The sequence below is a fragment of the Ciceribacter sp. T2.26MG-112.2 genome, from assembly GCF_900492205.1.
GTDB classification, from domain to species: domain Bacteria; phylum Pseudomonadota; class Alphaproteobacteria; order Rhizobiales; family Rhizobiaceae; genus Allorhizobium; species Allorhizobium naphthalenivorans_A.
Genome location: NZ_UEYQ01000004.1, coordinates 337,566 through 359,308, shown reverse-complemented (window position 1 = coordinate 359,308; position 21,743 = coordinate 337,566). Strand labels below are relative to the sequence as shown.

At 64.1% G+C, this 21,743-nt stretch carries 24 protein-coding genes and 1 pseudogene; 11 read left to right on the top strand and 14 right to left on the bottom strand.

The window, feature by feature from the left end:
* The first annotated feature begins 123 nt into the window (after nt 1–123).
* The 4 genes from ftsE to DYZ14_RS09560 all read left to right on the top strand — a co-directional run bounded on the left by ftsE (nt 124) and on the right by DYZ14_RS09560 (nt 3,482).
* The gene (gene ftsE, locus DYZ14_RS09575) at nt 124–783 is read left to right on the top strand and encodes a cell division ATP-binding protein FtsE (RefSeq protein ID WP_154720446.1); all 660 of its coding nucleotides are present in this window, start codon (nt 124–126) and stop codon (nt 781–783) included.
* A gap of 22 nt (nt 784–805) precedes the next feature.
* Nucleotides 806–1,801: a cell division protein FtsX gene (locus DYZ14_RS09570; RefSeq protein WP_195949890.1), complete on the top strand. Its 996-nt coding sequence runs from the start codon at nt 806–808 to the stop codon at nt 1,799–1,801.
* A gap of 93 nt (nt 1,802–1,894) precedes the next feature.
* Nucleotides 1,895–2,602, top strand: a complete 708-nt coding sequence (locus tag DYZ14_RS09565) for a YdcF family protein (RefSeq protein ID WP_445292365.1) — start codon at nt 1,895–1,897, stop codon at nt 2,600–2,602.
* An 88-nt stretch (nt 2,603–2,690) separates the two neighbouring features.
* Entirely contained in the window at nt 2,691–3,482 is a 792-nt protein-coding gene (locus DYZ14_RS09560; RefSeq protein ID WP_154720443.1) for a lysophospholipid acyltransferase family protein, read from the top strand.
* A gap of 4 nt (nt 3,483–3,486) precedes the next feature.
* On the opposite strand, the gene DYZ14_RS09555 is transcribed toward DYZ14_RS09560, so the two are convergent.
* Entirely contained in the window at nt 3,487–4,023 is a 537-nt protein-coding gene (locus tag DYZ14_RS09555) for a gamma-glutamylcyclotransferase (protein WP_154720442.1), read from the bottom strand.
* Between the two features lie 64 nt (nt 4,024–4,087).
* Here DYZ14_RS09555 and DYZ14_RS09550 point away from each other — a divergent pair, with 64 nt between their 5' ends.
* Nucleotides 4,088–5,101 carry a DUF2125 domain-containing protein gene (locus DYZ14_RS09550; protein WP_154720441.1) on the top strand — a complete coding sequence of 338 codons (1,014 nt, stop codon included), beginning with the start codon at nt 4,088–4,090 and terminating at the stop codon, nt 5,099–5,101.
* A 9-nt stretch (nt 5,102–5,110) separates the two neighbouring features.
* On the opposite strand, the pseudogene DYZ14_RS09545 reads toward DYZ14_RS09550, so the two are convergent.
* The 3 genes and pseudogenes from DYZ14_RS09545 to DYZ14_RS09535 all read right to left on the bottom strand — a co-directional run.
* Nucleotides 5,111–6,070, bottom strand: a pseudogene (locus DYZ14_RS09545) (prephenate/arogenate dehydrogenase family protein); the annotation flags it as partial.
* Entirely contained in the window at nt 6,040–7,146 is a 1,107-nt protein-coding gene (gene hisC / locus DYZ14_RS09540; protein ID WP_154720439.1) for a histidinol-phosphate transaminase, read from the bottom strand. The gene hisC and the pseudogene DYZ14_RS09545, both read right to left, overlap by 31 nt.
* Before the next feature lie 117 nt (nt 7,147–7,263).
* Nucleotides 7,264–8,019 (bottom strand): class I SAM-dependent methyltransferase, encoded by a 756-nt coding sequence (locus DYZ14_RS09535; RefSeq protein ID WP_115670300.1) that lies wholly within the window; start codon nt 8,017–8,019, stop codon nt 7,264–7,266.
* An 85-nt stretch (nt 8,020–8,104) separates the two neighbouring features.
* Here DYZ14_RS09535 and gloB point away from each other — a divergent pair, with 85 nt between their 5' ends.
* Nucleotides 8,105–8,875: a hydroxyacylglutathione hydrolase gene (gloB, locus tag DYZ14_RS09530; RefSeq protein ID WP_154720438.1), complete on the top strand. Its 771-nt coding sequence runs from the start codon at nt 8,105–8,107 to the stop codon at nt 8,873–8,875.
* On the top strand, nt 8,875–9,324 hold the full coding sequence (locus tag DYZ14_RS09525; protein ID WP_154720437.1) for a cupin domain-containing protein: 450 nt from the start codon (nt 8,875–8,877) through the stop codon (nt 9,322–9,324). Before gloB ends, DYZ14_RS09525 begins: the two co-directional genes overlap by 1 nt.
* Here DYZ14_RS09525 and DYZ14_RS09520 read toward each other — a convergent pair.
* Genes DYZ14_RS09520 through DYZ14_RS09510 form a run of 3 tightly spaced genes read right to left on the bottom strand, consistent with a single transcriptional unit; the run spans nt 9,321 to nt 11,625 of the window.
* The gene (locus DYZ14_RS09520) at nt 9,321–9,971 is read right to left on the bottom strand and encodes a lysoplasmalogenase family protein (protein WP_154720436.1); all 651 of its coding nucleotides are present in this window, start codon (nt 9,969–9,971) and stop codon (nt 9,321–9,323) included. The genes DYZ14_RS09525 and DYZ14_RS09520 overlap by 4 nt on opposite strands.
* A 25-nt stretch (nt 9,972–9,996) precedes the next feature.
* On the bottom strand, nt 9,997–10,875 hold the full coding sequence (yddG, locus tag DYZ14_RS09515; RefSeq protein ID WP_154720435.1) for an aromatic amino acid exporter YddG: 879 nt from the start codon (nt 10,873–10,875) through the stop codon (nt 9,997–9,999).
* Between the two features lie 36 nt (nt 10,876–10,911).
* Entirely contained in the window at nt 10,912–11,625 is a 714-nt protein-coding gene (locus tag DYZ14_RS09510) for a DUF3108 domain-containing protein (RefSeq protein WP_232365485.1), read from the bottom strand.
* Between the two features lie 297 nt (nt 11,626–11,922).
* Between DYZ14_RS09510 and rpmB the strand changes: the two genes are divergently transcribed.
* Both rpmB and DYZ14_RS09500 read left to right on the top strand, forming a co-directional pair.
* Nucleotides 11,923–12,213, top strand: coding sequence for a 50S ribosomal protein L28 (rpmB, locus tag DYZ14_RS09505; protein WP_115670305.1), 291 nt, complete (start codon nt 11,923–11,925; stop codon nt 12,211–12,213).
* Between the two features lie 115 nt (nt 12,214–12,328).
* Nucleotides 12,329–12,976 carry a queuosine precursor transporter gene (locus tag DYZ14_RS09500; RefSeq protein WP_154720434.1) on the top strand — a complete coding sequence of 216 codons (648 nt, stop codon included), beginning with the start codon at nt 12,329–12,331 and terminating at the stop codon, nt 12,974–12,976.
* 27 nt (nt 12,977–13,003) lie between these two features.
* Here DYZ14_RS09500 and DYZ14_RS09495 read toward each other — a convergent pair whose 3' ends face one another.
* Nucleotides 13,004–14,005, bottom strand: a complete 1,002-nt coding sequence (locus tag DYZ14_RS09495) for an esterase-like activity of phytase family protein (RefSeq protein WP_154720433.1) — start codon at nt 14,003–14,005, stop codon at nt 13,004–13,006.
* Nucleotides 14,006–14,185: 180 nt separating this feature from the next.
* Between DYZ14_RS09495 and DYZ14_RS09490 the strand changes: the two genes are divergently transcribed.
* A complete protein-coding gene (locus DYZ14_RS09490; RefSeq protein WP_154720432.1) occupies nt 14,186–14,611 on the top strand; it encodes a hypothetical protein in 426 nt (141 codons plus the stop codon).
* A gap of 18 nt (nt 14,612–14,629) precedes the next feature.
* Here DYZ14_RS09490 and cobT read toward each other — a convergent pair whose 3' ends face one another.
* From cobT to DYZ14_RS09475, 3 genes are all read right to left on the bottom strand, one after another.
* Nucleotides 14,630–16,528 carry a cobaltochelatase subunit CobT gene (cobT, locus tag DYZ14_RS09485; RefSeq protein ID WP_154720431.1) on the bottom strand — a complete coding sequence of 633 codons (1,899 nt, stop codon included), beginning with the start codon at nt 16,526–16,528 and terminating at the stop codon, nt 14,630–14,632.
* Between the two features lie 13 nt (nt 16,529–16,541).
* On the bottom strand, nt 16,542–17,534 hold the full coding sequence (gene cobS / locus DYZ14_RS09480) for a cobaltochelatase subunit CobS (protein WP_154720430.1): 993 nt from the start codon (nt 17,532–17,534) through the stop codon (nt 16,542–16,544).
* Nucleotides 17,535–17,598: 64 nt separating this feature from the next.
* Nucleotides 17,599–18,219: a J domain-containing protein gene (locus DYZ14_RS09475; protein WP_154720429.1), complete on the bottom strand. Its 621-nt coding sequence runs from the start codon at nt 18,217–18,219 to the stop codon at nt 17,599–17,601.
* Between the two features lie 105 nt (nt 18,220–18,324).
* Here DYZ14_RS09475 and DYZ14_RS09470 point away from each other — a divergent pair, with 105 nt between their 5' ends.
* Nucleotides 18,325–18,606 carry a BolA family protein gene (locus DYZ14_RS09470; RefSeq protein ID WP_115670311.1) on the top strand — a complete coding sequence of 94 codons (282 nt, stop codon included), beginning with the start codon at nt 18,325–18,327 and terminating at the stop codon, nt 18,604–18,606.
* A gap of 66 nt (nt 18,607–18,672) precedes the next feature.
* On the opposite strand, the gene DYZ14_RS09465 is transcribed toward DYZ14_RS09470, so the two are convergent.
* Genes DYZ14_RS09465 through DYZ14_RS09455 form a run of 3 tightly spaced genes read right to left on the bottom strand, consistent with a single transcriptional unit; the run spans nt 18,673 to nt 21,690 of the window.
* Nucleotides 18,673–19,980 carry an HlyC/CorC family transporter gene (locus tag DYZ14_RS09465; RefSeq protein ID WP_154720428.1) on the bottom strand — a complete coding sequence of 436 codons (1,308 nt, stop codon included), beginning with the start codon at nt 19,978–19,980 and terminating at the stop codon, nt 18,673–18,675.
* Nucleotides 19,977–21,104 carry a 3-dehydroquinate synthase gene (gene aroB / locus DYZ14_RS09460; protein WP_154720427.1) on the bottom strand — a complete coding sequence of 376 codons (1,128 nt, stop codon included), beginning with the start codon at nt 21,102–21,104 and terminating at the stop codon, nt 19,977–19,979. Before aroB ends, DYZ14_RS09465 begins: the two co-directional genes overlap by 4 nt.
* Nucleotides 21,091–21,690: a shikimate kinase gene (locus DYZ14_RS09455; protein WP_154720426.1), complete on the bottom strand. Its 600-nt coding sequence runs from the start codon at nt 21,688–21,690 to the stop codon at nt 21,091–21,093. Before DYZ14_RS09455 ends, aroB begins: the two co-directional genes overlap by 14 nt.
* Nucleotides 21,691–21,743 lie beyond the last annotated feature (53 nt).

Below are 21,743 nucleotides of genomic sequence, written 5' to 3'. Positions count from 1 at the left end.
AAATGGTTAATGCTTCGAAAAGATGGGCCGGAAGGCGTCATCTTTCGGGCGGAATTTACCGGCTGTTAACCCTCCTGGTTAACATGGTGCAGACCCACGCGATCTGTCAGACTGGCTGAGCCCTTGATCCACTTCGAAAATGTCGGTTTGCGTTATGGAATGGGACCGGAGATCCTCCGCGACCTGACCTTCGACATTCCGAAGCGTTCCTTCCAGTTCCTGACCGGCCCGTCGGGAGCGGGAAAGACCACGCTTCTGCGCCTCCTCTTCATGTCGCTGCAGCCAACGCGCGGGCTGATCCGCAGCTTCGGCCGCGACATCACCAAGATTCCGCGCGCCGAGCTTCCCATGCTGCGCCGGCGCGTCGGCATCGTCTTCCAGGATTTCCAGTTGCTCGATCACCTGACCACCTACGAGAACGTCGCGCTTCCCTTGCGCGTGCGCGGCAAGGAGGAGACGAGCTACCGCAACGACGTCCTGGAACTGTTGAAATGGGTGGGGCTCGGCGAACGCATCAACGTGCTGCCGCCGGTCCTGTCGGGCGGCGAAAAGCAGCGCGTGGCGATCGCCCGCGCGCTCATCGACCGGCCGGAGATCCTGCTGGCCGACGAGCCGACCGGCAATGTCGACCCGCCAATGGCAAGGCGCCTGCTCAGCCTCTTCCTCGAACTCAACCGCCTCGGCACGGCCGTCGTCATCGCCACCCACGACCTGGCGCTGATGGACCAGATCGACGCACGACGCATGATCCTCACAGACGGGCGGCTCGACATCTATGACTGAGCTCGACCAGAACGATCGGCGCATGCCGCGCACGACCGGCAAGCCCCAGGCCCCGCGTCGAACCGAGATGACGGTGAGGCCGACCGGCCCGATCCTGCCGCCCTCCAACATCCAGGGCAATGCGCTGATGGTGGTGATCGCCATCATGGCTTTCCTCGCCTGCCTGACGCTCGGCGCCGTCTCGATGGTGCGCGCCACGGCGGCCGGCTGGCAGAGCCAGATCGCCCGCGAGATCACCATCCAGATCAAGCCGGAAGACGGCCTCGACATGGACCAGGCGCTCATCAAGGCGCGGGACCTTGCCCTCACCTTCGTCGGCACGAAGGAAGGCCAGATCATGGACGACGATGCGACGGCCCGTCTTCTCGAGCCCTGGCTCGGCACGGGGCTCGACCTTGATGAACTGCCGGTGCCGCGCCTCGTCATCATCACCATCGACGAGGCCAATCCGCCCGACTTCGCCGCCATGCGCGAACTGTTGAAGACCGAGGTGCCGCAGGCCTTCCTCGACGATCACCGCACTTGGGTCGACCGGCTCGTCCAGATGGCCCGCACCACGGTGCTGATCGGCTCGGGCGTGCTGGTGCTCGTCTTCACCGCCATGGTGATGACCGTGGTCTTTGCAACGCGCGGCGCGCTGTCGGGCAATCGCCACATCATCGAGGTTCTGCATTTTGTCGGTGCCGAGGGCTCGTTCGTCGCTCAGGAATTCCAGAAACACTTCCTGAAGATCAGCCTGAAGGGTGCCGCTGCCGGCGGCCTGCTGGCGGCGGCCCTGTTTTCCATCGCCGGCTTCTGGCAGAGTCGCTCGCTCGCCACCCCCGAGAGCGACCAGGCGGCCGCCCTGTTCGGCACGTTTTCGATCGGTCCCCTCGGCTATCTCGGAATCTTCGCCACCATGATCGTCATTGCGCTCTTGACCACGCTGACGGCCCGGCTGACCGTGATCCGCACCATCTATGAAATCGACCTCATTCGCTCCGACCCGGCACGCACCGACGGATTGCCGGGTGACTGATGGACTGATGCGGCGAATGCCTGTTGAATGCCACAAAGCCGCCTGTTCCGTATGCCAGAAGCGCGCTATGCACGGACCATGACGATGGGTCAGATGAGTCGCGACAGAGCTTTCCGCGAGCAACAGCCGCAGCACAACGCCGGCGGCCTTTTCGCCCGCAGCGGACGCTTGCGCCGCGTTCTGCGCTATGGCGGACTAGTCGCGATCGTCCTCGTCGCCGTAGTCCTCGCCGGCTTCCTGTGGTTCGCCGATTCGGTGACGACACTTGTACCGCCGAGCCAGGCGAGAGCCGATGCCATCGTCGTCCTGACCGGCGGCTATCAGCGCATCGACCAGGCCGTCGAACTGCTCAGGCGCGGCTCCGGCCGCCGGCTGTTGATTTCCGGCGCCCACCCGACGACGTCGCCGGCGCAGATCCGCAAGATGACGCAGGCCTCGCGCGATCTGTTCGACTGCTGTGTCGACGTCGGCTACGAAGCGCTCGACACGATCGGCAATGCCAACGAGATCTCGCGCTGGATCAGCGACCACGGCTATTCCTCGGTCCTGGTCGTGACCAACAACTACCACATGCCCCGCAGTCTGATGGAATTGCGTCGAAGGGACCGGGCGACGGAATACATTCCCTATCCCGTGGTCAATTCCGATCTGAAGCACACCGACTGGTATGCCGAACCGAACGTGCTGCGCACGCTGCTGTCGGAATATGGCAAGACGCTGATCGCCTATGCGAGGGGCATCATCGGCTGGGGCAGCGACGGCCTGCGGTCTACGGCCAGAATGGCCAAGACCTCCGACTGACACGCCGCGGATTTCGCGCAACGACGCTTTTTATCCTCGCCGATTTGCGATAGGCACGTCTGCACGCCCGCCCGAGGAAAAGCGCCTAATGATCATCCTGCGTTCCATCCTGTTCAACACGCTCTTCTACGCCAATCTGATCCTGCAGATGGTGCTGCTTTCGCCCTACTACTTCCTGGCATCGCGCAAGAAGGCCTTCGCGATCCCGAAGAACTGGGCGCGCTCCAATCACTGGTTGATGGAGAAGATCGTCGGCACGACCTTCACGGTCGAGGGCCTGGAGAACATCCCGGAAGGCGGCTATATCCTGGCGCCGAAGCACCAGTCCCTGTGGGATACCTATGCGCTGCTGCCCTGGCTCGACGATCCGGTCTATATCCTCAAGCGCGAACTGATGTGGATCCCGATCTTCGGCTGGTATGTCGCCCGCCAGAAGATGATCCCGGTCGATCGCGGCGCCCGTGGCAAGGTCATGGTCAAGGTGATGGAACGGGCCAAGCAGGAAATGGCGGCCGGCCGGCAATTGATCATCTATCCGGAAGGCACGCGCCGCCCGGCCGGCGCCGAGCCCGCCTACAAATACGGCATCGCCCGCATTTACCGCGATCTCGACGTTCCCGTCGTGCCCGTCGCCATGCATCCGGGCCTCTTCTGGCCACGCCGCAAGTTCCTGCGCTTCCCCGGCCATTTCAAGGTGAAGATCCTGCCGCCGATCGAGGCGGGTCTCGATCCCGACCTGTTCTACGAGACGCTGATCGAGAGGCTGGAGAAAGTGAGCGACGAACTGCTGGTCGAGACGGCGCGCGACAACCCGCAGGTACCGCTGCCCCCGACCGCCGTGAAGCGGCTGAAGGAGTTGCAGGCGAAAAAGACGGGCTGAAACCTCAGACCTCGACGCCTTCCAGGCGCGCGATCTCCGCGGCCACCTGTTCCAGCCAATGGTCGCGGATGCCCATTTCGCGCAAATGCGCCACGGTGTTGGCCACATAGACCGGATTGGGACCTGACACGCCGACCGCCTGGTTGACGATCCGCGCGGCCTCCGTGACCGACACCACCCCGCCATACTGGTGATGCGAGCGGTCGACCACATAGGCCAGCGCCTGCACCCTGCGGCCGTCGTCGAGCCGGACCGGCAGGACACGCTCGCGGTAGACGAAGGTCACCAACTCGCGCTGGCGCAGGTATTCGATCGTTTCCTCCCGGTCGCGCAAGGCCACGCGGAAGGCCACGCCACGGCAGGAACCGCCACGATCGAGCCCGAGCACCAGTCCCGGCGTCTCCTTCGTGCCGCGATGGTGCCAGGATCGGACGCAGAGCGACCGACGATAGCCGATCATCCGGCCCTGTATCCGCTCCTCATAGGAAAAGCCCGGATTCCACATCAGCGATCCGTAGCCAAACACCCAAAATTCGTCCATATCGCGGGTCATTCCACAAGACCGGCCGGATTGCCGGTTCACCATTTTACGTTTGGAGCGCCTGATGGCAACGTCGCGCAAGGAAAACCGCAGCACCGCCAGCCGGAAGATCTCGCTGTTCGCCATAGCGATCATCGTCGCCATGCTCGTCTATAGCGGCTTGTGGTGGAGCGCGGCAGGGGCTCTGGAAAAGAAACTCGCCCAGATCCTCGGCGGTGACAACCCTGCTGCCATCCAGGCGGAATGCACCGACATGGCCGTCGGCGGCTTTCCCTTCCGGCTTGGCGTCACCTGCACGAAACTTGCCGTCGACGACCATTTCCATGGCCTTTCGGGCACCTTCGGCGCCTTCCGCTCGGCAGCCCAGGTCTACGCGCCGGGCCGTGTGCTGTGGGAACTGGAGGGACCGGGACAAATGCGCTCCAGTCTCGGATTTTCCCTTACGCTGCAATGGGCGCAGATGCGCTCAAGCCTGAGTGCCGGGCTCTCGGGACTCGACCGCAGCTCGATCGAGGCCGAGGATCTGCAGGGTCTGCTGACGGGCAGAATCGACGGCGAAACGGTCGGGGCCGAGGCGCCGCATGCGCAGGTGCATGTGCGCCGCTCCGGCGAAGATCTGGATCTCGCCGCCTTGGTCAAGGAAGCCGTCCTGTCGCTGCACGACCAACCGCCGGTCCTGCCGCCGCTCTCGGCCAGTATCGACATGACACTGGTCGGCAAGGCGAAATATCTCGATCTCCAGGGTGACCGGGGCGAAGGGCTCTACGGCAGCAAGGGTGAAATTCGCCGCTTGGTCGCCGACATGGGCGAGGGCCGGGTGCTGACGCTTTCGGGGCCCGTCTCGGTCGGCACGGACGGCATGGTGTCGGGAGAGTTCCATGTCGAGGTCGAAGGTATCAAGGCTTGGCAGGAAACCCTTAGAGAAGCGTTTCCCGACGAGCGCGAAACGATCGACAATGCAGGGAACGTGCTCGGCGCGCTGTTTTCCGGCAAGGACAAGGGCAGCGCCGACCTGACGGTCACGGACGGCGTGGTTTCCCTCGGCATATTCCCGATCGCCGTCCTGCCGCCGTTGTAAAGCCTGGGCTCAGGCCTTCTTGTCGAGCGAGTGGCGGCCGAAGTCCGGCACGTCGACATCCTGGCCGGCCTCGATGATCGAACGACGGACGGCGCGCGTGCGGGTAAACAGTTCGAACAGCTTGTCGCCCTCGCCCCAGCGGATCGCCCGTTGCAGATAGGCGAGATCCTCGGAAAAGCGCGCCAGCATTTCCAGGATCGCATCCTTGTTGTGCAGGCAGACGTCGCGCCACATGGTCGGGTCGGAGGCGGCGAGACGGGTGAAGTCGCGGAAACCGGAGGCCGAATACTTGATGACTTCCGACTGCGTCACAGCCTCCAGGTCGTCGGCCGTGCCGACGATGTTGTAGGCGATGATGTGCGGCAAGTGCGAGACGATGGCCAGCACCTTGTCGTGATGCTCCGGATCCATCTCGTCGATCTTCGAGCCGAGAGCTTCCCAGAAGGCCTTGAGCCTGGCAAGGGCTGCCGGATCGGTTCCCGGCAGCGGCGTGAAGATGCACCAGCGGCCCTGGAACAGGCCGGTGAAGCCGGCGTCGGGGCCGGATTTTTCCGTGCCCGCCAGCGGGTGGCCGGGAATGAAGTGCACCGTCTTCGGCATGTGTGGCGCCATCTGGGCGATGACGGAAGCCTTGGTCGAGCCGACATCGGTGACGATGGCGCCGGGTTTCAAACGCGGGGCGATCTGCCGGGCGACCGCTTCGGACGCACCGACGGGCACGGAGACGATCACCAGGTCGGCACCTTCGACGGCATCCGCCGCCGACAGCGCGTAGGAGGTTCCGAGCTCAAGTTCCTCGGCACGCCTCAGCGTTTCCGGGCTGCGGGTCGAGACCACGACCTCATGGGCCAGGCCAAGCGCCTTGACGTCGCGGGCGATCGAGGAGCCGATCAGGCCGATGCCGATCAGCGCGATGCGGTCGAACAGCGGCTCCGGCATCAGGAACGCCCCATGAACTCGGTGAGCGCGTCGATGACGCCGCGATTGGCCTCTTCGCTGCCGATCGTCATGCGTAGCGAGTTGGCGAAACCATAGCCCTTGACCGCACGCAGGATGAAGCCGCGGCTGGTGAGGAAGTCGTCGGCTTCGGCCGCACGCTTGCCGTCGACCTCGGGGAAGTGGATCAGCACGAAATTGGCGACCGACGGCGTGACCTTCAGGCCGAGCGCGGTCAGCGCCGTGGTGACCTTCTCGACCCAGGTAAGATTGTGCTCGACGGCCATCGCGACGAATTCCTGGTCGCGCACGGCGGCGGCACCGGCGGCGATCGCCGCTGCATTCATGTTGAACGGACCGCGCACGCGGTTCAGCGCATCGATAATCTCCAGCGGCGCATAGGCCCAGCCGACGCGCAGCGCCGCAAGGCCGTAGACCTTGGAGAAGGTGCGGGTCATGACGACGTTCCGGGCGCCGGAGACGAGCTCGATGCCGGCCTGGTAGTCGTTGCGGCGGACATATTCCGCATAGGCCGCGTCGAGCACCAGGATGACATTGCCCGGCAGCCCGGCATGCAGGCGGCGGATCTCGCTCACCGGCACATAGGTGCCGGTCGGATTGCCCGGATTGGCGAGGAAGACGATCTTCGTCTTTTCGGTGACGGCGGCGAGGATCGCATCGACGTCGACGGTGCAATCCTTCTCCTTGACCACGACCGGGGTCGCGCCCGCGCCCATGATCTGGATCTTGTAGACGAGGAAGCCGTGCTCGGTGATGATGCCCTCGTCGCCCGCGCCGAGATAGACATGGCAGAGCAGGCCGAGCAGTTCGTCGGAACCGTTGCCGCACAGGATATTGGCCTTGTTCAGCCCGTGCACTTCGGCGATCGCCTCGCGCAGCGCCGTGGCCTGGCCGTCGGGATAGATCTCCAGATGGCCGGCGCTCTGCTTGAAGGCGTCGATCGCCTTCGGGCTGGGGCCCATCGGTGTTTCGTTCGACGACAGCTTGAAGACCCGCGCGACACCGGGGGCATGCTCCTTGCCGGGCACATAGGCGGCAATGTCGAGGATACCCGGACGCGGAGTGGGCTTCATGCTGTCGCTGCTCATCGATAGGACTTTCTGTCGTTGAAAATCCGGGCGAATGCCCGGTACTGTCGGTGCTCAGCCATTAAAACGGAATAGCGATCTTGTCGAGGGTTGCCATGGTCGCAACTGCCGGCCGGATCAAGTCTCGCGCCCTGAGGGGACCCGCGTCGTGGGCACGCCGCGCGGCGCCAGAACCGGCGCGAAGACGCGGCGCGAAGCGCGAGCCGCGACCGGCAGGCCCTGGTACAGCCGCTTCTGGGCCTCGACGACGATCACCCCGGAAAAGGCCGGCCAGAGCATGCGGCCCATCCGTTCGAAACTGCGGCGCAGCTTCAGCACGAAACGGATCTTCGACGGCGGAAAGAACAGTGCTTCGGCGCTGGCACCGGGAGTGAAATTGGTCTCGCGCAAAAGCGCCGTGAGCTGGCCGCGCGAATAGGGCCGGCCTGAGCCGAAGGGCGTATGCTCCATACGCGCCCAGACCCCGCGCCGGTTCGGCACGACGATGACGAGGCGCCCGCCGGGCGCCAGCACCCGCCAGACCTCCTTCAGGGTCTCGCGTGGATTTTCGGCAAACTCCAGCGAATGGACCATCAATACCCGGTCGATCGAGGCGTCGGGCAAGGGCAGTTCCTCATCGAACACCAGGGCCGTGGCGGAAGGTTCGCCCACCGGCCAGTTCACCGCCCCCTGACCGGCCGGCATGAAGGCAAAGGTGCGCTCGGTATCGGCGCGGAAGCGGTCGAGAAAGGGAACGGCATAACCGAGGCCGACAAGCCGCTCCTGCGGCAGGCGCGCCCAGAGCGCCGACAGCGCCATGGCGATCGACTGCTCCGCCATGCGGCCCAGCATGGAATGATAGAACTGGCGGAGATCGACGATATCGACATGCATGGCGCCATTGTTAGCAGGCGCCGGATGGACTTCAAGGCTGAAGGCGCTACATTTCGGCGAACGAAGCAGAAGGGACAAAGGCCAGATGAAACCCCTCGATCTCGATGTCTTTCCCTGCCGAAGCGACAATTTCGGCGTTCTCGTCCACTGCCCGGAGAGCGGCCTGACCGCCTCGATCGACGCGCCGGAACTGGATGCCATCGTCGCGGCCGCCGATCGGCGCGGCTGGAAGATCACCCATGTCTTCACCACCCACCATCACGGCGACCATGTCGAGGCCAACCTGGCGCTCAAGGAAAAATACGGCTGCGAGGTCATCGGCCCGCGCGAGGAGGCCGTGGCGATCCCCGGCCTCGACCAGGCGGTCGGCGACGGCGATGTGTTCGAGTTCGGCGGCCACACCGTGCGGGTGATCGAAACGCCCGGCCATACCGCCGGCCATGTCTGCTACCACCTGCCGGACGACAAGCTGCTGTTTGCCGCCGACACCCTGTTTGCGCTCGGTTGCGGTCGGCTGTTCGAGCGGCCGGCGACCGACATGTGGCATTCGCTGCAGAAGCTTGCCGCCCTGCCGGACGAAACAGCCGTCTATTTCGGCCATGAATATACGCTGTCGAACGCCCGCTTCGCGCTGACCATCGACCCCGAGAACGAGCGGTTGAAGGCCCGCGCCGCCGAGATCGAGGCCAAACGCCAGCGCGGCGAGTTCACCATTCCAACGACGATCGGACTGGAAAAGGAGACCAATCCCTTCCTGCGCGCCGCCGATCCATCGATCCGCCGCAACCTCCTGATGGAGGGGTCGACCAATGAGGAGGTCTTTGCCGAAATCCGCAAGCGCAAGGATCATTTCTGATGGATGCCGAGGCCGTGATCGAGGCCCTCGGCATGCAGCCGCATCGCGAGGGCGGCTGGTTCGTCGAGACCTTTCGCGACGCAGCCGGCGGACCGCGCGGCCATTCGACGGCCATCTACTATCTGCTGAAGGCGGGCAAGCGTTCCCACTGGCACCGGGTTCGCGACGCGGTCGAGGTCTGGCACTACCATGCCGGCGCGCCGCTGGCGCTCTACAGCGCACCGGATGGAACGGCGGTCGAGACCTTCGTTCTCGGCGGCGACATCCTGCGCGGCGAGCGGCCGCAGGCGATCATTCCGGCCAATGGCTGGCAAGCGGCCGAAAGCCTCGGCGACTACACGCTGGTCGGCTGTACCGTCTCGCCTGGCTTCGACTATGCGAGCTTCGAGATGGCGCCACCCGGCTGGACGCCGAACGAGAACCGTCAGGCGGACACCGGGAGCGTTTAGGAAGCGATGGCGACGACCGCGAGGGTCAACACCACCTGTGCGGCGAAATAGCTCGCCCAGACGTAGAGCGCGGCGAGCCAGCGCATCGGATGGCTCTTCTCCATCTTGAAGGTCTCGACCGCAAGAACGGCATCAGACGACAGGAAGAGTGCGGCACCGACGAAGACCGCGACCGCTGGCACACCGAGCGACAAAATAGCCATGGCAGCGATCGCCGTTGCATAGGCCAGCACGGCAGGTGCGAGCCTGGCCGCGGGGCGCCACAGAAAGGCCACCAGCAGCACGGCAAGGGCGACCGAAAGACCGGCTGCGGCGAGCCGCCAGGTCTCGCCCGTCAAGAACCGGAGATCGCCGATTTCATAGAACAAGGCGCCATAGGCGATATGGGCAAGCAGGAAGGACGAGAGCCCGCCGATGAAATTCTTCTCGCCTTCATAGGCAAGGAAGGCATCGCCGAGAGCGCTCAAGACCAGTGCCAGGACCAGCAGAGCCGGCGCCTCCATGAGGAAGGCATAGAAGGCGAGCAGAGCGACCGGCAGGGTTTTCCAGATCGCCCGGACATGGCCGGCGGGCCTTGGCAGAATGGCGAAATAGGAAAGGCCGGCGACCAGCGCAAGCGCCAGGACGATCATTGCAGGCACTTCCATCGTCCCTCCCTTACCCTCGTGAACGTCAGGCTTCGGCCTTCTTCGTCCGGCGGATCATGTCCTGCGCGGCCAGCATGGCGCCGCCGGTGATCAGCACGCAGGCGATGCCGATCCTGAGGCTCGGCTCGGCAAAGCCGAACAGGGTGAGGATCAGCGTCGACAGGAGCGGCGCCGCATAGCTCGATGCACCGAGGATCTGGATGTCGCCGTTCTTCACCCCATGATCCCAGGCATAGAAGGCAAGCCCCACCGGGAATAGGCCGAGGCCGACCACGGCCGCCCATTGCGCCGGGTTTTCCGGCCAGACCGTGGTTTCCAGGCCAAGATGGCAGAGCGCCGACAGGATCGAGGTGGCAAGGCAGAAGCCGGTGACGACATCGGTGGAAACGGCCTCGAAGCGACGGGTGATCAGCGAATAGCCGGACCAGGTGAAGGCGCAGAGAAATGCGGCGAGATAGCCGAAACCATAGGCCGGATCGAAGGCGATGCCGTTCTTGGCGACGATCAGCACGGTGCCGGCAAGCCCGGCGAGCGCGCCGACCACATGATACCAGCGCAGGCGTTCTCCCGGCAGCAGCGCGGAGCCGACGACGATCAGCAGCGGCCAGAGATAGGCGATCAGCCCCGCCTCGACCGCCGGCGCGTTACGAAGCGCCGTGAAGTAGAGGAAATGATAGCCGAACAGGCCGATCACGCCGGTGAGCCACACCTTGGCCGGCTGGCGCAGCTGGCGGATGCGTTCCGGCCGGAGCATGAAGGTGATGATGCCCGGCAGGCTGCCGATGGCGAAGGTGATGGCGGAAAGCTGGAAGGGCGGCATCTTGCCGGAGGCGGCCGTCATGAGTGCGAGAAACGACCACATCAAAATGGCCGTGAACCCGATAAGCGTCGCCCTTGTCTTCACGTCGGCTCCCCTTGCGGGGCCTGATCCTACAGCCCCTTAGCCGTCGACTTCGACGGCGGATACATAGATCGTCCCCATCTGCGTCGGAACGCGCGCATGGACTGGAGCATATAGCTTCAGGGCGCCGGTCTTGGCAAACCAGATTTCCATGCCGCCGGCCTTGCGCAGGTATTCTATATCCTTGCGTCCCTTGCGGAAACCGGACTTCGGCACATAGCGGACGGAGCAGACGACGGCCTCGACCTCGGCCCCGCCCGCCTTGAACTTTTCTCGGCCCTTCGGCGTCAGCACGAGATCCATCCGGCTTTCCCCGTCATAGACGGGAAGGGTCCGCGGGCAGGCCGCCTCGCCGTCCGGAATGACCAGGCTGCTGATCGGATCGAGCACCGCCTTTAAGTCTTCCGGACCGACCGCGATCCAGTTCCGCGGCCGCCGCCTGGGCTCGGGGTCGACTGTCGTCTCGGTGACGTTTCCGTTGCGGTAGCGGACGTCGTAGGTGTGCTTCTTCTTGCCGCTCTGGTAGACCAGCGTATAGCGGTCGGCCCGCATGCCGGCGCCGCTCATCGTGCCCGTAACCTTTGTCTCGGCGCTGATCTTGGTGATGATGTCGACGATCGCCGAGGAATTGAAGCGCCCGCTGATGGTGTAGCTCTTCTGGTTGACCTCGGTGACGAAGGAGGCGCGGGCGATCGGAAGCGCCCCGAGCGTCACCTTGTAGTCGGTGCGGTGGCGCACGGCCTCCGCCGACACGGGCGATGCCGCAAATGCCAGCAAACATAGAGCGAGGCTCGACAGACGCAAAATGCAATCCCCCTGATCCGGATCATTCCGCCTGCTCGGCGAATGACGACAGCTGCCATCCTCGGACGTGACTATGGCAATAAAATAGCGGTTTTCTCCAGCGCTTGCGGGAAAATCCAAGGTTTGGCTTGACGCGCCCGGCCAGTCTGACTATAGAACCGCAACTTTCCAATCAAACGCCGTTGGATCGCCTTGCCGGTATTTGCCCGGAAGCGATGCGACGGCCAAGAAAAAAATAGGTGTATCATGTCCCGCAGTTGCGAATTGACCGGCAAGGGCGTCCAGTCGGGCAACAATGTGAGCCACGCGAACAACAAGACCAAGCGCCGGTTCCTTCCGAACCTGTGCGACGTCACGCTGATCTCGGACGCTCTTGGCCAGCGCTACCGTCTGCGCGTTTCCGCAGCGGCCCTCCGCTCGGTCGAGCATCGTGGCGGCCTCGACGCCTTCCTTCTGAAGGCCAGCGAAACCGAACTGTCGATGCGCGCACGCCTGCTGCGCCGCCAGATCGTCAAGAAGACCGCGGAAGCCGCGTAAGCGACTTCTTTTTTCTTCTAAAAGGTATGAAGGCTTGAACGGGCGCGGCCCGGACAGGCCTTTTCCTATTCGACATATCCCTACTCCAACTGGTGGCATCACCCAGGATAAAAAAATGCTGAAAACGCGCTATATCCTTGCCTACTCCCTGCTGATGACGGCCATCGTCGTCGCATCCAACATTCTGGTCCAGTACCCGCTCTCCGGACAACTGGCCGGCATCGCGCTCGGCGACCTTCTGACCTACGGTGCCTTCACCTATCCGGTCGCCTTTCTGGTCACCGACCTTACCAACCGCCAGTTCGGCCCGAACACCGCCCGCAAGGTCGTGTTCATCGGCTTCGTCGTGGGTGTGGCGCTGTCCTTCGTGACGTCCTCGCCGCGCATCGCCATTGCCTCCGGCACGGCCTATCTGGCCGGACAATTGCTCGACATCACGGTGTTCAACCGGTTGCGCCGCCTTTCCTGGTGGAAGGCACCGCTGCTCGGCTCGATTTTCGGCTCTGTGCTCGATACGGCGATCTTCTTCTCGCTGGCCTTCGCCCCGATCTTCGTTCTGATCGGCCCGAACGACGACTTCGCCATCGAATGGGCGCCGATCCTCGGCATTCTCGCGACCGATGCACCGCGCTGGATCTCCTGGGCGATCGGCGACCTCAGCGTAAAGATGCTGGTCGGTCTGGTGATGCTTTTGCCCTATGGCGCGCTGATGAGCGTCGTCAGGCCGATGCCGGCGACGGTGCCGCCCGCGACCGTCCGTTGACAGGGAACGCCGGCCCGTCGACAGGGTTTAGTCGACGAGCCGGAATTCCAGCATCAGGTTCCGCTGTAGGATCGAGTGGTTGTCGTCCGACACGAGGATGATCCGGGTCGAGCCGTCCGCGGCAGCGACCACGTCCAGCCCCTCCATATTGTCGATCTCCTCGCTCATCCCCGCCTCGAGAATGATCTCGCCGTCGACCACGGCACCCGGCCTGAGGCTCGCACCATCAATGCGGCGGATGCGCAAGCCGACGCCCGTCGCCAGCGTGAACCTTCGCTCGAGCAGAAGCAGGTCGCCATCGGGGAGGAAATCGCCGTCGGTCACATCGAAGCCGTCATGCGCCGCCACCCGGAAGGCGCCGGCAAGCGGCCCGTCGAGGATGCCCGCGAAGAGGTCGCCATTGCCGTCGACGCTTTTTTCCGCGACCGTGACCAACCCACCCTGCAGCGGGCTTTCCGGAGCCGAGAGCGCGAGGGTTTCGAGCCCGCCATTGTTGCGCAATTCGCCGACGGGAAACGGCAATGGAAAGGACATGCGGAACGGTCGTGCCGTTTCGATTGCCGAGAGAGGCCGGTAGCCGGAAACCCGGTGCCGCTGCTCATAGCCGACGAGCACGTCTTCGCCCCGGATTGCCAGGCTCTCGGCATCGACATTGTATTTTCGCTGGTCCCCGCGCCCGTCGGCATCCAGCATGGCGGAGATCGTCACGTCCGAAAGGGTGGAGAGCCGTCCCTCCGCATCGCGACGAACCTCGCCGGAGATCCAATGCCCCGTGTCGAGTACACCGAGGAATCGCTGGCCGTCCGGCAGGAAGCGGATCGCCGACCAGGCGCCGAACAGCGGCTCGGACGAGGAGAGCTCCAGTCCACCGACGAATTCGAGCGCACCGAACCGCGTCTCGGACGAGCCGGGACGGAAGGTGGTAATCACCGTCGCATCGACCGGTGCCGCCTGCGCGCGCGCGATGTCGGTCGAAGCGGTCCCGGCGGACAGAGCGAGAAGGAAGACGAGAGGGAGGCGAGATCGCAATATCTTGACCTTGAACTATCCAGGAAAAATGGCTCGCCCCTTATGCCACGATCGAACCGCGGGTCAAACTGCATCGCCGGTCGATGGCAAGGCGTCGGAAGGTCCGGCCCAGTCAGGCACAAGCTCGGCGTGCGAGGTTTCCGCCATTGCTTTGAAGGACGTATTGAGGAGCTCCCCCGCATGATCGCCATTTCCAACGATACGCAATATTCCACCCTGTCGACGCGCACCGGCCGGACGGCAGACACGGGCGGCGACGGTTTTTCCCAGGCGATGCTGTCTTATGGCGGCGGCTCGACCTTTTCGCTCGAAGACGAGAACAGCGTGTCCTACGACACGACGATCGACCAGGAAGAGCGCACGGACGCCAAGGACCTGCTCGCGGAATTCTCCAAATGGGCGCACATGGACGCAGCCGAGACGATCCGCGCCAAATATCTGGAGGACAAGGGGCTGACCGAGGAATCGCTGGCGGCAATGGACCCGGACGCCCGCAAGGCCATCGAGGAGGAGATCGCCGAGCTGATCAAGAACCAGTTGGGCGTCGACAAGGGTGCGACCTCCAGCGAGGCCACGAAACTTGACCAGGCCGCCACCGAGGCCTGACAGCGCCGGGTCCGCTGGTCAGCCGGCGCGGCGCCCGCGGCCGCGCTGGCCGCTGGTCTGCTGGTCTTCGAATAGTGCCGCGAGCTGCTCGGTCATCGCGCCTGCCAGTTCATCGGCATCGACGATCGTCACGGCGCGGCGATAATAGCGCGTGACATCGTGGCCGATGCCGATTGCCAGAAGCTCGACCGGCGAGCGCATCTCGATCTGCTCGATCACGGCGCGCAGGTGGCGCTCCAGGTAGTTTCCCGGATTGACCGACAGCGTCGAGTCGTCGACCGGCGCACCGTCGGAAATCATCATCATGATCTTGCGCTGCTCGGGGCGGGCCATCAGGCGGCCATGCGCCCACATCAGCGCCTCACCGTCGATGTTTTCCTTGAGCAGGCCTTCGCGCATCATCAGGCCGAGATTGCGGCGCGACCGGCGCCAGGGCGCATCTGCCGACTTGTAGATGATGTGGCGCAGGTCGTTGAGACGGCCGGGCGTCGGCGGTTTGCCGCCGGCCAACCACTTCTCTCTGGACTGGCCGCCCTTCCATGCCTTGGTGGTGAAGCCGAGGATCTCGACCTTGACGCCGCAACGCTCCAGCGTGCGCGCCAGGATGTCCGCGCAGGTGGCGGCGACCGTGATCGGCCGGCCGCGCATCGAGCCGGAATTGTCGATGACCAGCGTCACCACCGTATCGCGGAACTTGGTGTCCTTCTCCTTCTTGAAGGAGAGCGGCTGCATCGGATCGATCACCAGTCGCGTCAGGCGTGCCGGGTCGAGATAGCCTTCTTCCAGGTCGAATTCCCAGGAGCGGTTCTGCTGCGCCATCAGGCGGCGCTGCATGCGGTTGGCGAGGCGCCCGACGGCGCCCTGCAGATGGGCGAGCTGCTTGTCGAGGAAGGCGCGCAGGCGCTCCAGCTCGGCCTCGTCGCAGAGCTCTTCCGCGGTGACGATCTCGTCGAATTCCTGGGTGAAGATCTTGTAGTCGACCTTCTCGTTGAAGTCGTCGAAGGGGCTTGCGGGCCGGCGCATCTCGCCGGGCGTCTCGCTGTCCTCTTCACCCTCCTCCATCATGTCGTCGTCGGAGATCTCGGCGCCGTCCATCTCGCCGTCGTCCATCTGCTCCTGCGAGGCTTCGCTTTCCTCGGCGGGCGCCTGTTCCGAACCGGCCTCCTCCTCGGCGCTCTCCTGATCTTCCTCGTTGGAGCGCGGCTGGTCCTCGTCGGTGGTGCTCTCGTCCTCGCTCTCCTCGGTGTCGTCGCCGACGTCCTCGGCCATTTCCATGGCGGAGAGCATGTGGCGGATCACGCGGGCGAAGGCCTGCTGGTCATTGATCGCCGTCGGCAGGTCGTCGAGATCTGCACCCGCCTTCTGCTCGATGAAGGACCGCCAGAGATCGAGAACCTTGCCGGCCGATTCCGGCGGTTTCTCGCCGGTCAGCTTCTCGCGCACCAGCATGGCGACGGCTTCCTGGATCGGCGCGTCTTCCTGGCGGTTGATGCCGGAGAAATTGGCCTTGGCGTACTTCTCCGCATTCATCGCGCTGATGTTGTCACCCATGCCGCTCATCCGGAGCGCGCCGATCGATTCGACGCGGGCCTGTTCGACGGCATCGAACACCAGACGGGCATCCTGCCCTTGAGGGGCCATGGCGCTGTGGATCTTCTGGTCGTGGCAGGCGAGGCGCAGTGCCATCGAATCGCCGAGCCCGCGTGTTACCGCAAGCTCGTGCGCCGTCGGCTTCTTCGACAGTTCCGGCAGGCGCACGCGTTCGCCGGCAAGGCCGGGCCGCTCATTGGCGAAGACCACTTCGACATCCGGGCTGCCAGCGACCGCGCGGACGCAGCCGGTGATCGCCCGTCGAAGCGGTTCGGCATCGGGCCCGATGCCGGGCTTTGCTATCGTATTGTCGCCGCGACCTGCCATCGTGATCGCCCCCTCAGGCGCTCAGGACGATGTTGGCAGCGCTTTCCTTCAGCTCGACGCCGAAGGCCCGCTGATACTGCTCGGCCACCAGCGTGCGCTCGAGTTCATCGCACTTGTTGAGGAAGGTGACGCGGAAGGCGAAGGCGACATCGCCGAAGATCTCGGCGTTTTCCGCCCAGGTGATGACGGTGCGCGGGCTCATCACGGTCGACAGGTCGCCGTTGACGAAGGCCGAACGCGTCAGATCGGCAAGGCGCACCATGCGCGAAACGGTGTCGCGGCCCTGCTCGGTCTGGCTGAAGCTCTTGACCTTGGCGAGGACGATGTCGACTTCCTTCTCGTGCGGCAGGTAGTTCAGCGTCGTGACGATCGACCAGCGGTCCATCTGCGCCTGGTTGATCTGCTGCGTACCGTGATAGAGGCCGGTCGTATCGCCAAGCCCGACCGTGTTGGCGGTGGCGAACAGGCGGAAGGCGGGGTGCGGGCGGATGACGCGGCTCTGGTCGAGCAGCGTCAGACGGCCGGAGGATTCGAGCACGCGCTGGATGACGAACATCACGTCCGGGCGGCCGGCATCGTATTCGTCGAAGACGAGCGCGACATTGTGCTGGTAGGCCCAGGGCAGGATGCCGTCCTTGAACTCGGTGATCTGCTTGCCGTCCTTCAAGACGATCGCGTCCTTGCCGACGAGATCGATACGGCTGACATGGCTGTCGAGGTTGACGCGCACGCACGGCCAATTGAGGCGCGCCGCGACCTGCTCGATATGCGTCGACTTACCGGTGCCGTGGAAGCCGGAGACCATGACGCGGCGGTTATGGGCAAAGCCGGCGAGAATGGCGAGCGTCGTGTCCCGGTCGAAAAGATAGTCCGGATCGAGATCGGGCACGTAGGCGTCACCCTTGCTGTAAGCCGGGACGCGCAGATCGCTGTCGATGCCGAAAACCTCGCGCACCGACACGGTGGTGTCGGGGAGATTGGAAATATCCAGTTCAATTTTGCTCATCGTCTCTCCATGCCGGGCGACACCGACCGGCCTTCCAAATATAGCGCGCTGCAGGCACCAGCGATTAACAGAAACCTGCCTGCTTTAACAATTGATACGCCTGAATGACAGCGCGAAAACGCTCTTCCGAGCCCCTGTCTCCGCCATTTGCATCCGGATGGTGTTTTTTTACAAGCTCCTTGTAGCGGCTCTTGATTTCCGGGGCGCTACAATTCGCCGCAAGGCCGAGCGTATCGAGCGCCTTGGCCTCCAGGCTCTTCAGTTTGCGCGCCTGCGGCTGGGCGCGCGTGCCGCCGCCCTGCTTGACGAAGCCGAACGGGTCCTTGATGCGGGCCTGGGATGCCGCCGATCCGGATCGCATGGTCGAATGCAGCGGGCTCGATTTCGCCGCCTTGTTGACGCCGACCGTCCAGGTCGGGCGATGGCCGGTGATCGCCTCCTTCTGGTAGCGGGCGATCTCGGTGTCGGACAGGCCGGAAAAATAGTTGTAGCCCTTGTTGTATTCCTTCACATGCTCAAAGCAGAACAGGAAAAACTGCCCCTCGGCATTGCGGCCGACGGGAGCACGATGGACACCAGGCTTTTCGCACCCGTCCCATTGACAGGTCGGCGCGGCTTTCTCCGGCTCCGGCTCGCGCTTGCGGCGCGTGCGGATCCGGTCGAAATATTTTGAGTCGAGTTTCATCTCGTAATTATGGTGCCTCCGGCATCCGACAACAAGAATTGACAAACGGGATTGTTCTGGGCTTTGTGAGGCTTTGCCCGGGGCGGCGCAGCGCTAAGGAATGCCATGTCTCTCAGCACCAGAATTGAGGCGAAACTGCGCGAGGCCTTTTCGCCCGAACGCCTTTCCGTCATCGATGAAAGCGCCCAGCACGCCGGACACCAGCCGGGCTTTGCCGGTGTCGAGGGCACCCATATGCGGGTGCGGATCGTCGCCCAGGCCTTCGCCGGCATGACCCGCCTGGCGCGGCACCGGGCGATTACCGAGCTTTTGCAGCCCGAGCTCGACGAGGGCCTGCATGCGCTGGCGATCGAGCCAGCCGCGCCGGGCGAGGAAACGCGTTGGTAGCCCTCCCCGCCAGGCGAAAAACCGGGCGGTCGCGCTCGGCCATCGCCCCGCGTGGAGACAAATTACTTAGGTCTGCTTGTCCGCCTCTTCCGCAGGCCGTATGCGCAGCTTGGTGATGCGGTTCTTTTCCCGCTTCATGACGATGAAGCGCTTGCCGTAGAAGGTGAAGGCCTGGCGTTCCTCGGGAATGGATTTCGACTCGTGGATGACGAGACCGGCGATCGTCGTCGCCTCCTCGTCGGGCAGGTTCCAGTCGAGCGCGCGATTGAGGTCGCGGATGGGCACCGTTCCATCCACCACGATCGAACCATCGGCCTCCTGCCGAACGCCCTGGATCTCGAGGTCGTGCTCGTCGGAAATGTCGCCGACGATCTCCTCGATGATGTCCTCGAGCGTCACGATCCCCTGCACCTCGCCATACTCGTCCACCACGACGGCGAAATGCACCTTGCGGCGCAGGAAGGCGGCGAGCTGGTCCTTGAGATTGGTCGTGTCCGGCACGAACCACGGCTTCTGGGCGATCTTGACGATTTCCAGATTGTTGGGCTCGACATTGGGCTCGGCAAGGGCGCGCAGAAGATCCTTGGCATGGACAACGCCGATGATGTTGTCGGTCGAACCGCGCCAGAGCGGCATGCGGGTATAGGGGCTTTCCAGCACGGTACGCACCGCCACTTCCGGCGGATCGTCGGCATTGACGCCCCGCATCGCGGTGCGGTGGATCATGATGTCGGAGACCTCGAGCTCGCCAAGATCGAGAACGCCGCCGAGACGATCGCGATCTGCCTTGACCACGGACCCCTCGCGATGGAGCAGATCGACGGCGCCGCGCAACTCCTCGTGCGCCGACAGCATCGGCGCCTCCTTCGATAGCGACAGGCCGAAGATGGCGAGCAAGCCGCGGACGATGAAATTGACCAGGCTCGACAGCGGACCGACGACAAGGACGAAGACACGAACGAACGGCGCCACGGTCAGGGCAAAGCGGTCGGGCGAGGAAATGGCCCAGCTCTTCGGCAGCACTTCCGAAAAGATGACGAGAACGACGGTCATCACCAGGGTGGCGATCGCCACGCCCGAATCGCCGAATAGACCCAGGAACAGGCTGGTGGTCAGCGACGAGGCGAGGATGTTGACGAGATTGTTACCGATCAGCAGCGCACCGATCAGTCGGTCGCGCCGCTCGATCAGCAGACTGACCAGGCCGGCGCGCTTGTCGCCCTGATTGGACAGGCTGTGCATTCTTGCGCGCGAAGCCGCCGTCAGGGCCGTCTCGGAGCCGGAAAAAAAGGCGGACGCGGCGATCAGTGCGAAGATCACCAGGATCAGGGACCAGTATTCACCGAGCGCTGAAAACAGGGTGTCCATGGTCATGCTCCGCGCATTTCCTCCAGGAAGGCAAAGACCTCAGAGGCAGGCACGTCGTCGGCGACGAAGGACTGGCCGATGCCGCGCGTGAGAATGAAGGTGAGCTTGCCGCCCTTGACCTTCTTGTCCTGGCCGATCGCCTCCATCAGGAACTCGGTCGACGGCAGTTCTCCGGGGATCTCGTCCATCGAGGTCGGCAGCCCGACCGCCTTCAGATGCGCTTCGACACGAGCGACGTCCTCGACGCCGAGCAGGTTGAGGCGGTTGGAGAAACGATGGGCCAGCACCATGCCGATCGAGACGCCTTCGCCGTGCACCAGCCGGCTGCTGTCATACTCTGTCGCCGCCTCCAGCGCATGGCCGAAGGTGTGACCGAGATTGAGCAGCGCCCGGCGTCCGTTCTCGCGCTCGTCGGCCACCACCACGTCCGCCTTGGCCTGACAGCTGGTGGCGATCGCTTCGATGCGCGCGGCGCCGCCGGAAAAGACGTCGCGCCAGTTGCGCTCGAGCCAGGCAAAGAAATCCGGTTTGTCGATCAGGCCATATTTGGCAACTTCGGCATAACCGGCGCGGAATTCGCGTTCGCTCAGCGTGTTGAGGACATCCGTGTCGGCCAGCACCAGGTCGGGCTGATTGAAGACGCCGACGAGGTTCTTGCCGTGACGGGTGTTGATACCGGTCTTGCCGCCGACAGAACTGTCGACCTGGGACAGGAGCGAGGTCGGGATCTGGACGAAGCGCACGCCGCGCCGCACGATGCCGGCAGCAAAGCCGGTCAGGTCCCCGATGACCCCGCCGCCAAGCGCGATCACCGCGTCATTGCGCTCGATGCGGGCTTCGAGCAGGACGTCGCAGACCTTGGTCAGATAGTCGAAGCTCTTGGTCTTCTCGCCCGGCGGCAGCGACAGCGACACCGCTTCGATGCCGTCGGTCTGCAGGCTGTCCATCAGCTGGTCGAGGTAGATCGCGCCGACATTCTCATCGGTGATGATTGCCGCCTTGCGTCCCTTGATGCGGGTGGAGATTTCGCCGCCGGCGCGGCCGATCAGGCCCGGGCCGATCAGGATATCGTAGGCGCGCTCGCCGAGCGGCACATGGACCAGCCGTTCTTCGCTTTCAGTCTTGCTCATGTCTGCTGCCTTTACCGGTGTAGTCGAGAATGGCTTCCAGCACTTCCCTGACGATCGTCTCCTTGCGCTCGTCGCGCGACTGGATCGTCATGTCGGCGAGCGCATAGGTCGGGTAGCGCTGGTTCATCAGGTTTTCGAGTGTCTGCTTGGGGTTCTCGGTCTTCAGGAGCGGCCGGTGGTCGCGCTTGTTGACGCGCTCCCACAGCACGTCGAGATCGGCCTTCAGCCACAGCGAAATGCCGCCGCGCTCGATCTGCTTGCGGGTCTTCTCGTTGATGAAGGCACCGCCCCCCGTGGAGATCACCCGGGGGCCTGTCCGCAGCAGCCGCTTGATGACCCTGGTCTCGAGCGCCCGGAACTCCTCCTCGCCATAGGCCGCGAAGAGTTCGCTGATCGTCATGCGCGAGACCCGCTCGATCTCGTTGTCGGTGTCGATGAAGGGCAGGCCGAGCTGGGTGGCGGTCATGCGGCCGATGGCCGACTTGCCGGCGCCCATCAAGCCGACGAAAACCAGATTGCGCCGCCCCAGCGCGGCCCGCGCGCGTTCGCCCAATGTCGGGGCAACGGGATATGTGGTTTCGTTCATTGACCTGTTCGCATCCGTTTCCCAACGGTATTGACAAATGAGCGGCGAGCGTC